The organism is Vibrio sp. 10N.286.49.B3, assembly GCF_002873395.1.
Classification (GTDB): Bacteria; Pseudomonadota; Gammaproteobacteria; order Enterobacterales; family Vibrionaceae; genus Vibrio.
The window spans coordinates 110385-123649 of record NZ_MCUV01000004.1; the positions used below are offsets into that span (position 1 = coordinate 110385).

The window sequence follows — 13265 nt, forward strand, 5'->3', positions numbered from 1 at the left end:
GCCCTAGTGCCGGGTAGGAAAACTCAACTGAACCTTCAACCCACCCTCACTACGGTTGCTCACTGCCACTGAACCGCGATGCTGATTCATAATACGTTTCACTATCGCCAGACCAAGCCCTGTTCCCTCACTTCCTCGCGCAGTATCACCCCGAGTGAAAGGTTCAAACAACTTAGACACCTGGCTTGGCTCAATGCCCGGACCATTATCTTCCACCGTCACCGACACCAACTTACGATCTGCGGTCATCGACGTCGTCACCTTGATCCAGCCATCGCCATAACGAACGGCATTCACTACAAGATTGGTGATCGAACGCTTAATCGCAATAGGATTACCCAGCGCTAAATTCACGCCTTTAGCTATCTCTGTCTCAATCTTGATCTCATAACCACCTTCAGAGACCGCAATATCACGCGTAATATCATTGATGTTAACCGCTTCAAAGAGATTCACATCCACCGGCTTTAGGTAGTCCATAAACTGGCTGATGATCTCATTACACTCTTCGGTATCGCTGATGATCCCTTCCGCTAAATAACTGTCTTGCGGTGACATCATCTCGGTCGCCAAACGAATGCGTGTTAATGGCGTACGCAAATCATGACTGATCCCCGCCATCAGCAAAGCACGATCATTTTCTAGCTCTTGAATCCCCTTCGACATCTGATTAAAGGCACGCGTCACCGAACGAATCTCCGTTGGACCACGCTCTTTGAGGATCTTAGGGATCTCACCACGCCCCACTTTTTTTGCTGCGGTTTCCAGACGCATCAATGGACGGTTTTGCAAACGAATGAATAGCCAACCACCCGCTAAAATCAGCAACGCCATCAATAGACTGTTATAAAATAGCGGCGCAAAATCGTCTTGCTGTAATTCAGTGAGCGGAATACGGATCAGCTTATTGGGTAAACTTTTTACATTCAGCCACAGGATATAACTCTCTTTGCCAGAAACCAGTCGCACCTCGGTCTCTAAACCCAGTTCTTCACTCATCTCCTCACTCATCAAGGCGATCGACATACCTTGATTAAACTCTTCTGCCAGCAAACTTTGCGAGTGATGAATCGTCACACCAAGCTCTTCTAAAACTCGATAACGATTGGGCGACTCGCGATACATTTGCGGTAATTCATCCACCACCTGATTAATTTTTTCAGGTTCATTTTTTAGTGCAAAGCGTAACTCATGCGCCAATATACGATTAAACTGCTGCAAACCGGGCAACAGCGCGTAATTGAACACCGCATAATAAGAGAACGCCTGACTGGCAATAAGGAGAGTAAGGAAAACAATGAGGGATTGAGAGAAGGAACTACGAGTACGCATAACGGTCTCACAGGCAAAAGGAAAATATCAGGTTCTAGGCGAAGTGCCACCCAGAACCTATGCTAACACCATCAGTGAATGAGGTTTTTATACGTCGCGACCATCTGGAACAAAAACGTAACCTAAGCCCCATACCGTTTGGATATAACGAGGCTTACTTGGATCTTCTTCTAACATGCGACGCAGACGAGAGATCTGAACATCGATAGAACGCTCCATCGCTGAGTATTCACGACCACGCGCCATATTCATCAACTTATCACGCGACATTGGCTCACGTGGGTTGCTCACTAATGATTTCAGTACTGCAAACTCGCCTGATGTAAGTGGCATCGGCTCTTCATTGCGGAACATCTCACGCGTGCCTAGATTTAGGCTAAATTCACCAAATTCAACCACAGATTCTTCAGAGCTTGGTGCGCCCGGTGCTTCTGTCACTTGACGACGTAATACCGCTTTAATTCGAGCCAGCAGTTCACGTGGGTTAAATGGTTTTGGTAGGTAATCATCAGCGCCAACTTCTAAGCCGACAATGCGATCAACTTCATCACCCTTGGCGGTCAACATCAAAATCGGTAGCATGTTGTTGTTGCTGCGTAGACGACGACAAATTGATAAGCCATCTTCACCCGGCAACATTAAATCTAACACCATCAGGTGGAAGGTTTCGCGAGTTAACAGGCGGTCCATTTGCTCACTGTTAGCGACGCTGCGTACTTGGAAGCCCTGTTCCGCTAAGTAACGCTCTAATAATGCACGTAGGCGCGCATCATCATCGACAACTAAAATTTTATGGTTTTCTTGCATTATTATTATTCCACCTATGTATTATTCATCCACCGTATGCTTATAAATAAAACATATGGTGGATAAAATGTAACACTGTTTAGCTCAAAAGCACCTAAAGAATTGTTAGCGTTTGTTGCTTTGGTCTCAACTCTGCCACTGACTGATTGGCTTATGTGCTTTTTATCTGGTAAATCGGCTATTGAACTTGCTCTAACTCACCTTCTAATGGCGTTGTTAAACGATACTGCTCATCACTGCTCACCACTAAGCCTTCACGTAAAAAGTTCTTACCTAAAATCATGCTGTAGTGAAAACGCGAGCGGTCTTGTAAGTTGACTCGAATGGTATCTTCAATATCACCGAGCTTAACGCGCATCATCACCACAGGACGATGGTTCGCCTGTTCACCTGCCTTTGCACGAATGGTCATGGTATCAACCACTTCTCTTTCAAAGTGCTGTTTTAGCCCAGAATCATTCTGATAATCAAAACTCACCATCGGCTTATTATCGCGTGTGAAGTGCTTAATATTCAGTGCGTTCATTGACGAAACATCAGCGCCAGTATCGAGCTTAACGGGGAAATCGAGCCCTTCAACGCTTGCCGTCTCAATGTAACCCGCTTTGGTGATTGGGTACTCTTTTAGCAAATCCGTGGTACGCGTATTAATAAACACCCCATTTTCTGCTGCCAGTTTACCGATAAGCAGTTCACTTTGCGTTTCATCATCATTTAATAAACTCAGCGCCACATCGTAGCTCACCACACCATCGGGCAACGCGAAATTAAGCGTCACTATCGGTCTAACTTCCTCGCCGACACGAATGTTTTTCACCAGCGGCTTAACGAACCTCTGCTCTTCGCCTTTGTCGTTATCTAGGTAGTAGGTCACTTGCTTAGCTTGAGTGCCGTGCCCCTTCGAAATGGCAAAATCACGCACTTTAAGTACTGAGGTTTGCACGGTAAATGACGCAACCGCAGGAATATTCACCCCTTCAATGTTCAGTGTTTCTTGCGGTGAAATAACCAGGCTATCACGCTTATCAAGCTGGCTATAACGCACCACCTTATCACTCATACCATACTTATCATTGGTGCTGACCATGAAATAGCGATTAAGATTATTCAGCCCTAGACGCAGTTGAGTCGTGCGATCGGAACGGTCTTTTAAGTACACCAGCATTTGACGCACTGGCTCATCATGAAATTGCACCGGCACATAAACTTGTAAGCGTTCCACGTTACCAAAGTTAATCACCCCCGCTAACGGCAGGCTCATACGCTTGGTTTTGCCTTCAGCGTCTCGAGTGGTGAAAGCGACTTTATTGCCCTCTTGCTTAATATTGGTCGCATGCAAAATCGAATGCTTGTTGGTAAATGAAAAGCTGGTATCAAACTGAAGCCCGTCGATATGAAAGCTATCATGACGACCAATCACCAACGCTTCTTTTTGCTCTTGCAGATAATCGTAACCTGCCATTACCCATGCATTGTCTTTTAAGAAGGTTTTACCAATCAAAATAGGCGCGGAAAAATTGCTGCGATCGGTAAGGCTCACATCGGTATTCACTGTCGTGCCAGCAATGGTCATCGGGATGTTGATCACCGGTCGGTACAGCGGCACTTCACTGGTGCGACTGCGTACCACACTGATGCGGTTTAATGGCAACTCGACTGGGATCACTTTACCGCTATAAGGATGCGTAAGGGTAAAGTTCACTTTTAATTTAAATTGACGGTCTTCATTATCAAATTCATGATGCCACCAGTTTGATGCCGGTCCACCATGTTCATCGATGATCTTCGCCATCAAAGGCACGCCCGTTAAATTTTGATATTTCGGGTTATCACTGCTGACATAAATGTTGTTCGCATGCATTGAAGTGGTGTCGGCGCCGGTATCAATTTTACCCATAAATGGCAGGTTGTTGAGCGCTTTGATTTGACCAAGATAGACATTTTCTAGCCGACCCAGCACCACTTTATCTTCGAGTTCGTAAGCTGGATTTTGCGTCGAGTATGCTGAATTTTGCGTTGGGTATGCTGAATTTTGCGTCGAGTATATAGTAGATTGTGCGGTTGCTTGCGCCGTTAAACCAAGAAGTGCTGACAGCGTTAACCCCAGCAAAGAAAAGCCTTTGTTCATTCCTACCCCACCTTCTGTTTGATGACTATATTTTAATTATATGATTTATCAGACAAACGTCATTTATTTCTATAATAGCTGAAGATAGCTTTCCCTGCTGCGTTTGTTTACTGTGCCGCTTGATGTCCATGAGTCGAACTATTAGCACTAGAAATCTCTCATCTTCATCCCCATCTATCAAGTAGCTTAACGGTAATTTTTTCTGCTGATGTTATAACAGTGCAAAAATACCACCATTCATTATTAGTCCTCTGCGCGATTCTGATCATGCGATCACCTTCCAGAGCGCTAACAACATAAGAGAAGCACGGATGAGCCAAGCTATCTGCCTCCAGATCGCTCAAGAACTGAATGTTCGCCCTGAGCAAATCACTGCCGCAGTTACCCTCATTGATGATGGTAATACGGTTCCTTTTATTGCCCGTTACCGTAAAGAAGTGACTGGAGGGCTGGATGATACTGAGTTACGTACGCTCGATAGTCGCCTGTCCTATTTACGTGAACTCGATGACCGCCGCCAAACCATTTTAAAGTCGATTCAAGACCAAGGTAAGTTAACCGCAGATCTTGAAAAAGCGATCATCAGTGCCGATAGCAAAACGCGTTTAGAAGATCTCTACCTGCCTTATAAACCCAAGCGTCGCACTAAGGGTCAAATCGCCATTGAAGCAGGTCTTGAGCCATTAGCTGACCAACTGTGGCATCGTCCGCAAACTAACCCTGAAACAGAAGCGGCGAAGTACATCAGCGCAGATAAAGGCGTGGCAGACAATAAAGCCGCTCTCGATGGCGCACGCGTTATCATCATGGAACGTATTGCTGAAGATGCAGACTTGCTGAATAAGGTTCGTCATCACCTGACACGCCAAGCTGAGCTCTCGGCAAAAGTGGTCGCAGGTAAAGAGCAAGCGGGTGAGAAGTTTAAAGATTACTTTGCCCACCAAGAGCCCATCAGCAAAGCACCTTCACACCGTGCATTAGCGATGCTTCGTGGTCGTAATGAAGGCTTCTTGCAGCTATCGATGAATGCCGATCCAAGCCAAGATGAGACCATTCGTAGTTCTTACTGTGAAACCATTATCGCTGACCATTACGGCATTACGCTAAGCGATGCACCGGCTGATACATGGCGCAAGCAAGTGATCAGTTGGGCATGGCGCATTAAAGTGTCGATGCACATGGAAACCGAACTGATGGGCAGCATGAAAGAGCGTGCTGAGATTGAAGCGATTGAAGTGTTTGCCACTAACCTAAAAGATCTATTAATGGCAGCACCGGCAGGTCCTCGTGCTACGTTAGGTTTAGATCCAGGTTTACGTACCGGTTCTAAAATTGCCATCGTCGATCCAACCGGTAAAGTACTGACAACAGATACCATTTACCCACACCCACCGCAAAAGCAGTACGATAAGTCGATGCATGTGGTTGAGCAGTTAGTACGTAAATATAACGTTGATTTAATTGCTATTGGTAACGGTACAGCTTCACGTGAAACCGATAGTTTTGTCGCCGATATGATTAAGCGCAGCAACCTGAAAGTGCAAAAAATCATTGTGAGTGAAGCGGGCGCGTCGGTTTACTCTGCATCGGAATTAGCGGCGAATGAATTCCCAGATATGGACGTATCACTGCGTGGTGCGGTGTCGATTGCTCGTCGTTTGCAAGATCCATTGGCAGAGCTAGTGAAGATTGATCCTAAGTCGATCGGTGTGGGTCAATACCAGCACGATGTTAGCCAAACACTGCTGGCAAAACGTCTCGATGCAATTGTTGAAGATTGTGTAAACGCTGTGGGTGTTGATGTGAATACGGCTTCTGCTGCTCTGCTTAATCGCGTGGCAGGGTTAAGTACCACCATGGCAAAAAACATTGTTGATTACCGTGATGAGAATGGTCGTTTTGAAGCACGTACCGCACTGAAGAAAGTGGCACGTTTAGGTCCAAAAGCCTTTGAACAGTGTGCTGGATTCCTACGTATCATGGATGGTAAGAACCCGTTAGATGCCTCGTCGGTTCACCCAGAAGCCTATCCTCTAGTAAAAACCATCGCTGAGAAAAATGGCACTAAACTAAAAGACTTAATTGGTAACAGTGCGTTTTTAGCCAAGTTACGTGCCGTGGATTACACCGATGAGCACTTTGGTATTCCAACCATTACCGACATCATTAAAGAGCTTGATAAGCCGGGTCGCGATCCTCGTCCTGAGTTTAAAACCGCGACCTTTGCTGAAGGCGTGAATACCATGTCGGATCTGGAAGTGGGCATGGTGCTCGAAGGCGTGGTTTCTAACGTTGCTAACTTTGGTGCTTTTGTCGATATCGGTGTTCACCAAGATGGTTTGGTGCATATTTCTGCGCTTACCGATCGCTTTGTTTCTGATCCGCGTGAAGTGGTTAAAGCCGGTGATATTGTGAAAGTTAAGGTGATGGAAGTGGAAGTGCAACGTAAACGTATTGCGCTCACTATGCGTTTGAACGATGAACCGGGTCAAGACAATCGCAGTCAACGTGGTGGTTCAGAGTCGCGTGGCAATGCGAATGCTCGTCCTAGCTCGAATGCTAATAATCGTAACCAAAACAGCAATAACAGTCGCAGTACGAACCGCAGCAACACAGGTTCTCGCAATCAATCACAGCAAGGTGGTGGATTTGGCGGTGCGATGGGCGGTGCATTTGCTGATGCCTTTGCGAAAGCGAAGAAGTAAAGAAAGTTAAGAGCGGAAAGAGAAAAGTGGAAAGTTAAAAGAAAGAGATTAGAGCGGGGTAAGTGTTATCAATATGGAGGTGATTACGCAGACCGCTCTAGACATCCCTGTTCGCTTAGCAATGGGCATCCATGCCCATTGATGTCTGCTCCATCGCATCCATATTGCCAATGAATAGATCAGCAAAATGTGTGCGGCGTAATCTTTTTCTATCATGGCTTGAAGCTATAAAACGGCGAGCACTCCTGATGGGATATTTGGGGCGACGGCTTCATCATAGTGGTACTTGATCACATGACGGCGTTGCACCATTTGTCCCTCTTTCAGCGCTGCATCAAGGATATGTTGTGGCAAACGAAAACGCACAATGTAGCCTTTACCCTGTGATTGACTATAACTGTCTAACGACAACAAGCGAAATAGACGCTCCATACCATCAAGCGAGTCATCGTCATACCAAACTTGCTCTTCTTCCGCCTCTTCATGCTCATAATCAGGATGCTCTGAAGGGTCCCACGCCGATTGCTTACGACGCTTATCATCTTCATTAATCTGACGCTCGGCATTGGTGCGATCAAGCGATGTGGGCGCAGCGACAGGTTCACGCACCTTATTATCACGCGCCACTTGTTCGGTCGGCACATTCACAGACGTGGCGATCAAAGGGATATTCACTGCTGATGGTGATACGATCATTCGCTTACTCCCTCCTAAGTGCTCACTGTATGCAAAGCGGCAACACGATAAAGCCAATTGTCCATCTTAGACTAAATAGTACTCAATGTATGTGATTTGATCATGACACTATTCACAATAATCGTACGAGAAAATGCATTTATCCAATCGCTATAAGTTACATAGAAGCTGACAAAAATCATCCGCTTGTGTCATAAACGGTGCATGCGATGAGTCATGGAAAATATGCGTATCACTGCTCTCATGCCATTGCGATAACGTCGTTGCCACCTTAACTGGAACAAGCCCATCTAAACGCCCATAACAGCGCAATAACGGCATGGATAATTGGTTCAACTGCGCTCTTAAATCAATATTCGCTAATAGACCTAAACCTTGTAATAGCGCGTTTTGATTCGGCAGTGGACGCGATAACACCGCCTCTTTTAACTGCTTCACATCTTGGCGAGCCGACGGGCTACCCATCGCTTGCAGTGCCATAAAACGCTCGACCGTGAGTTGAAAATTATCCATTAATTGCTCTGTAAAAGCGCTCAATACTTGAGGTTGGATACCGCGCCAGCCTTTCTGCGCTGCAAAACAGGGCGAACTGGCAACTGTGACTAATTGGCTCACTCGCTGCGGATGATGCAGGGCGATGTGCGTTGCCACCAAACCTCCCAGTGACCAACCGACCCAAATCGCCTGCTCGGGTGCGTGCTCTAACACCTGATCTGCCAAGGTCAATAGTACCTGCTCACTGTCTGATTCTGAGTGCAGCGTTTCATCATGAGCCTGCGCGCTGTGTCCATAACCAGGTAAATCGACCACATGCACACAATAATGTTTCGCTAAACTGGCGACCGTTTGCTGCCAAACTGCGCCATTCATTCCCCAGCCATGCAGTAACACCAGGTTTGGTCCATGCCCTGTGACTTGCCAGTATAAGTCTCGGCTTGATGAGCGCGTCGGTTGTGGCTTGAGTGGGCTTGCCTGCTGCGCGGTTAATATTGTGCTCATGATCTCACTATCTCCTACCTATTCCATTCTTTTTGCTTGCCGATCTTCGCTAGGCTTGTGCTATCGACACATCACTTGAGGATTCCATGTTATCCGATTGGCTTAAAAAAACCATGCCTAGCCCGCACCTGTCACTGTGCCATCTGTGTCGTTTACCCATAGAGCAACCTTGGCTCACCGACTTATGGTGCGCGCACTGCTATGGCTATTTTCAGCCCACACCACGTTGCCAGCGCTGCGGAGCGAAAAGTTCCTATCGTGTTGAGCAGTGTCAACAATGCCTCGATGACCCTCCACCTTGGCAACGTTTAGTGTGCATTGGTGATTATCAATTTCCAGTTGCCAACTATGTCCACCAGCTCAAATACGAACGTCAGTTTTGGTATGCGCAGAATTTAGCGTTACTGCTCAGCCCTTATATCAACCAACCCGCTCCGATCCTCACTGGCGTCCCTATGCATTGGCAGCGCTATCTCAAACGAGGCTTTAATCAAAGTGAATTGCTCGCCGCTCACCTTGCTAAACAGCTTAATACCACCCATCAACCTAGCCTCTTTCGTCGCACGGTTGCCACGCGCTCACAACAGGGATTAAGCCAGCAGCAGCGCATCAATAACCTCAATAATGTCTTCACCTTACGCCACAAACCCAAGGTAAAACATGTCGCAATTGTTGATGATGTGGTCACAACGGGCACAACGGTACGACATTTATGTAAATTACTACTTGAAGTAGGCGTCAAAAGAATCGATATTTACTGTGTATGTCGTACTCCTGAGCCTTCGAGTTAGATGATTTGCTTATTATTTAGCTTTATAAGGATTGGATTTTGCTTGAAAAAGGCTGGATTCCAATACACACAGGAGTAGAATGGATTAATAACCTACAAAACTACTCAGGTATTCGTTGTGTCAAATATTACTATTACAGAAAATGCTCAAACTCACTTCGCAAACCTTCTAGGTCAACAACCTGAAGGGACTAATATCCGCGTATTCGTGGTAAACCCAGGGACTCAAAATGCAGAATGTGGCGTATCTTACTGCCCACCGGAAGCAGTTGAGGCGACGGATACTGAACTAAGTTTTGAGTTCTTCTCGGCGTATGTCGATGAACTAAGCCTACCGTTTCTTGATGAAGCTGAAATCGATTTTGTTACCGATAAAATGGGTTCTCAACTCACGCTAAAAGCCCCTAATGCAAAAATGCGTAAAGTGGCAGATGATGCTTCTCTTGTTGAACGTGTTGAGTACGCTATCCAAACTCAAGTTAACCCACAACTAGCGGGTCACGGCGGTCACGTTAGCCTAGTTGAAATCACAGAAGAAGGCGCAGCGATTGTTGCCTTTGGTGGTGGTTGTAACGGTTGTTCTATGGTTGACGTAACACTTAAAGAAGGCATCGAAAAAGAGCTTCTACAACAGTTTGAAGGTGAACTTACTGCGGTTCGCGATGCAACTGAACATGACCGTGGCGAACACTCTTACTACTAAGCAACGAACTAGGCACTATGATAGATAACGTCATATTCTATTAATAGATCTTAGCTAAGCTAGCTATACCATCGCATTAATTGGGGCATATTATCCAATAAGTGCGATGGTTTTATCACCTGTTCTTTTGCATCTAAAATAGGGTTCAGTCTCTGATGAGCAAACAAAATAAGCCTGAAATTTTGACCTGTGCTGTTATCGCCCAATCAAAACTCTTTGCTATTGAATCGCTTGATTTACGTTTTTCTAATGGCGTTGAACGCACTTATGAACGTATGAAACCGAGTAATCGTAATGCCGTGATGATGGTGCCGATTACCCCACAAGGCGATCTACTGTTGGTTCGTGAGTACGCTGCGGGAACCGACCGCTATGAACTGGGCTTTCCTAAAGGGCTAATTGATATAGGTGAAAGCGCAATTGATGCCGCTAACCGTGAATTAAAAGAAGAGATTGGTTTTGGCGCACAGCAACTGACACCGTTAAAAGAAGTGGTGCTTGCTCCGTCCTATTTTTCTAGCAAGATGACGCTATTTGTTGCCCAAGGTCTCTACCCTGAGCAATTGGAAGGCGATGAACCTGAGCCACTGCAAGTTGTCCGCTGGCCACTCGCTCAAGCAGAAGATCTGCTCACTCACCTAGACTTTTGTGAGGCTCGCTGTATCACTGCGCTTCTTTTAACGCTACGCTATTTAAAGGTATCGGAATAACAAGGACCGTTTTTTATGGCAACCAGTAAAGATTTATCCCACCTTATTCCCGCGGTGATTGAGATTGCTCGCACTGCTGGGCAATTGACGCTCGACATCTACGAGAAGAAAAACTACCAGTCCTTTACCAAAAGTGACTCAACCCCTGTCACCAGTGCCGATTTAGCCGCGCATAAATTGATCATGGAAAAACTTGCCGACCTCACACCAGAGATCCCAATTTTATCCGAAGAAGATGCAGAGATTGATTTAGCTGAGCGAGGTCAATGGGACCGCTATTGGCTGGTTGATCCTTTAGATGGCACACAAGAATTTATCGCACGCAGCGGTGACTTTGCCACTATCATTGCCCTCGTTGAACATAATCAACCGGTAATGGGGGTGGTGTATGCGCCGGTTTCTGGTGTCACTTATTATGCTTATCAAGGCAAAGGCGCGTGGAAGATTCCGGAGCTAAACGACAGCGTACGTATTCATGCTCATCAACACGATCAGCAAGGCGCACGTCAAGCGATCAACATTGCGATCAGTCGTCGTCAAAATATTAATGATGTCACTAATCGTATGAGCGCAGAGTGGGATTATGATTTAGTGCCGCTTGGCTCTGCGGCATTGAAGGCGTGTTTAGTGGCAGAAGGTGCTGCTGATTGCTATCTACGTCTAGGACCAACGGGTGAGTGGGATACTGCTGCGACCCAGTGCATTATTGAAGAAGCCGGTGGACGCATTGCAAACCTGCAGCTTAACCCGCTCTCTTATAATCAGCGCGAGACGCTAGAGAACCCTAACTTTATTGTTATTGGCGATAAAGAACTGCCATGGCATGAGATTTTAAAGCAAAAAGAAACGGCTTAAACGGCTGACTCTACGTTGCTATACAATGAAGAGCTAAACAGTATCTCTTGAGTCGCTTGAGTAAAATAAGCGACTTGAGTAAAGATTATGTCGTGCATAAAAATGGATGCGACTCCGCAAACCGCTCAAGACATCCCTGTGCGCTTAACAATGGGCATCCATGCCCATTGATATTTGCTCCATCGCACCCATTTTATCGCAAGATTACTTTCTAGCTTTTCTCTGCTCTTAACTCAAAACTTTCTAACTCGCTCTTCCCAGCTCTCAACTACAAACGACCCTGCTGAGTAAACGAATACTTGCCTTCATTATCCGGCTCGCCTAACCACTTCAACTGCGAACCCAATTGACTTGGAAATTCAGCACCTGGCTTAAACCATGCCGTGCTGGTGTAGCGCATGTCCGGTGATAACGCCGCATCAAATGCACTGCTCACCTGTGGGCTCTCTTGCTGACCAACGGCTGTTAAACGGCTATCTTGGCAGGCTAAATCGGCAATCACTGGACCAAATTCCAGATCCCCTAGTGGCGTACCCACTGCCGATTGCGTCCAAGCTAGGCTGCCTTGAGCGGTTTCACACCAAGGTTGAGCGTAGTGCAAAGCGTTAATCGTTAAATCCAACTTACCTTCAACATTAAGCGGTAACGGCAGCGGAACAAACGCCATCACTTCCTGCGCTGGTAATGATGCCATGACATTTTCCGCATAAGGACCAGCCAGCGAATAGCCGACCAAACCCTTACCACGCACATCCATGCTGCTACCACGACCAAAACGCACCGCCACTTCAGCTTTACCACTTAATAGTTTCTTCCACTGAAAGTCCCAATGCACCTGACCAAAGTTTAACGCTTGCATACGCGGTTGCTGCCAACCCACTTGCTGCGCACTGCCTTGCCAAATCGTGCCTTGCACACCTTCAATCGATAAACCACGAACCTGAGGGGTATGTTGAAGAACAAATGCCGCCGGCGTATGCAGTAGAAAACTTGCCGAGAAAAATAGCGTAAAAATAACGCCGTATAAAATGCCTTTTTTCACGTTAGCTTCCTCGCTTAAACTGCAGACGGTTCACTTCAACCACACCCGGCGCTTTGCCTTTATCAACATCTAAAAACTCAACATCAACACGCTGAGTCTCTTTCAAATACGCCAGCCAATTAATCAGTTGATCAAACGACGTTGGCTTAATCCACACTTGCAGCATCTCACCGCGTGGCTGGACTCGGATCAGCTCAATGTTAAAACGACGACTCGAAGAATCAATCACTTGGTTCATTGGCTGAATCGAACCTTGCACACCACCTGCTTGGCGCAGCGCAACGATATCATCGGCTTTATTGGTCACCCAATTCACCAACTGCTTCTCGCTTTGAATACGCTGCTGCGCTAAATCGGCACGCTGTTGAAGCGGTTGTAATACCCCCCAATACACACTACCAATCAGCAACAAGATACCGCCACCCATCACTAAACGCTGCTCTCGCTGAGAAATGCTGCTCCACCACGTTTGCAAGTTCACCAATAATGCTTTCATTG

Annotated in this window: 12 protein-coding genes; 5 read left to right on the top strand and 7 right to left on the bottom strand. The window is 46.4% G+C overall.

All coding sequences use genetic code 11. The annotated features are described in order from the left end of the window. Positions 1–3: 3 nt before the first annotated feature. From envZ to BCU68_RS03755, 3 genes are all read right to left on the bottom strand, one after another. Positions 4–1332: a two-component system sensor histidine kinase EnvZ gene (envZ, locus tag BCU68_RS03745; RefSeq protein WP_102563462.1), complete on the bottom strand. Its 1329-nt coding sequence runs from the start codon at positions 1330–1332 to the stop codon at positions 4–6. An 87-nt stretch (positions 1333–1419) separates the two neighbouring features. Further along, positions 1420–2139: a two-component system response regulator OmpR gene (gene ompR / locus BCU68_RS03750; RefSeq protein WP_102563463.1), complete on the bottom strand. Its 720-nt coding sequence runs from the start codon at positions 2137–2139 to the stop codon at positions 1420–1422. Positions 2140–2317: 178 nt separating this feature from the next. Beyond that, positions 2318–4267: a RimK/LysX family protein gene (locus BCU68_RS03755; protein WP_102563464.1), complete on the bottom strand. Its 1950-nt coding sequence runs from the start codon at positions 4265–4267 to the stop codon at positions 2318–2320. 311 nt (positions 4268–4578) lie between these two features. Here BCU68_RS03755 and BCU68_RS03760 point away from each other — a divergent pair, with 311 nt between their 5' ends. After that, the gene (locus BCU68_RS03760) at positions 4579–6972 is read left to right on the top strand and encodes a Tex family protein (RefSeq protein ID WP_102563465.1); all 2394 of its coding nucleotides are present in this window, start codon (positions 4579–4581) and stop codon (positions 6970–6972) included. A 225-nt stretch (positions 6973–7197) separates the two neighbouring features. Here the strand turns inward: BCU68_RS03760 and BCU68_RS03765 are convergent, their stop codons facing one another. Then, positions 7198–7668: an ATP-dependent Lon protease gene (locus tag BCU68_RS03765; protein ID WP_102563466.1), complete on the bottom strand. Its 471-nt coding sequence runs from the start codon at positions 7666–7668 to the stop codon at positions 7198–7200. 150 nt (positions 7669–7818) lie between these two features. Continuing rightward, positions 7819–8667, bottom strand: coding sequence for a pimeloyl-ACP methyl ester esterase BioH (bioH, locus tag BCU68_RS03770; protein WP_102563467.1), 849 nt, complete (start codon positions 8665–8667; stop codon positions 7819–7821). An 86-nt stretch (positions 8668–8753) separates the two neighbouring features. Here bioH and BCU68_RS03775 point away from each other — a divergent pair, with 86 nt between their 5' ends. From BCU68_RS03775 to cysQ, 4 genes are all read left to right on the top strand, one after another. After that, positions 8754–9458 (top strand): ComF family protein, encoded by a 705-nt coding sequence (locus BCU68_RS03775; RefSeq protein WP_102563468.1) that lies wholly within the window; start codon positions 8754–8756, stop codon positions 9456–9458. A 117-nt stretch (positions 9459–9575) separates the two neighbouring features. Continuing rightward, positions 9576–10160: a Fe-S biogenesis protein NfuA gene (nfuA, locus tag BCU68_RS03780; RefSeq protein ID WP_102563469.1), complete on the top strand. Its 585-nt coding sequence runs from the start codon at positions 9576–9578 to the stop codon at positions 10158–10160. A gap of 155 nt (positions 10161–10315) precedes the next feature. Next, positions 10316–10870, top strand: coding sequence for an ADP compounds hydrolase NudE (nudE, locus tag BCU68_RS03785; RefSeq protein WP_102563470.1), 555 nt, complete (start codon positions 10316–10318; stop codon positions 10868–10870). A gap of 15 nt (positions 10871–10885) precedes the next feature. After that, positions 10886–11725 carry a 3'(2'),5'-bisphosphate nucleotidase CysQ gene (cysQ, locus tag BCU68_RS03790; RefSeq protein WP_102563471.1) on the top strand — a complete coding sequence of 280 codons (840 nt, stop codon included), beginning with the start codon at positions 10886–10888 and terminating at the stop codon, positions 11723–11725. 268 nt (positions 11726–11993) lie between these two features. On the opposite strand, the gene BCU68_RS03795 is transcribed toward cysQ, so the two are convergent. Together BCU68_RS03795 and BCU68_RS03800 are read right to left on the bottom strand one after the other, a co-directional pair. Then, entirely contained in the window at positions 11994–12767 is a 774-nt protein-coding gene (locus BCU68_RS03795; protein WP_102563472.1) for a type II secretion system protein N, read from the bottom strand. Between the two features lies 1 nt (position 12768). Further along, positions 12769–13263, bottom strand: coding sequence for a type II secretion system protein M (locus BCU68_RS03800; RefSeq protein WP_102563473.1), 495 nt, complete (start codon positions 13261–13263; stop codon positions 12769–12771). Positions 13264–13265 lie beyond the last annotated feature (2 nt).

Coding starts and splice junctions, on each gene's coding strand:
- BCU68_RS03775 (WP_102563468.1), top strand. CDS start 8,754: ATGTTATCCGATTGGCTTAAAAAAACCATGCCTAGCCCGCACCTGTCA.
- BCU68_RS03800 (WP_102563473.1), bottom strand. CDS start 13,263: ATGAAAGCATTATTGGTGAACTTGCAAACGTGGTGGAGCAGCATTTCT.
- nudE (WP_102563470.1), top strand. CDS start 10,316: ATGAGCAAACAAAATAAGCCTGAAATTTTGACCTGTGCTGTTATCGCC.
- BCU68_RS03760 (WP_102563465.1), top strand. CDS start 4,579: ATGAGCCAAGCTATCTGCCTCCAGATCGCTCAAGAACTGAATGTTCGC.
- envZ (WP_102563462.1), bottom strand. CDS start 1,332: ATGCGTACTCGTAGTTCCTTCTCTCAATCCCTCATTGTTTTCCTTACT.
- bioH (WP_102563467.1), bottom strand. CDS start 8,667: ATGAGCACAATATTAACCGCGCAGCAGGCAAGCCCACTCAAGCCACAA.
- cysQ (WP_102563471.1), top strand. CDS start 10,886: ATGGCAACCAGTAAAGATTTATCCCACCTTATTCCCGCGGTGATTGAG.
- BCU68_RS03765 (WP_102563466.1), bottom strand. CDS start 7,668: ATGATCGTATCACCATCAGCAGTGAATATCCCTTTGATCGCCACGTCT.
- ompR (WP_102563463.1), bottom strand. CDS start 2,139: ATGCAAGAAAACCATAAAATTTTAGTTGTCGATGATGATGCGCGCCTA.
- BCU68_RS03755 (WP_102563464.1), bottom strand. CDS start 4,267: ATGAACAAAGGCTTTTCTTTGCTGGGGTTAACGCTGTCAGCACTTCTT.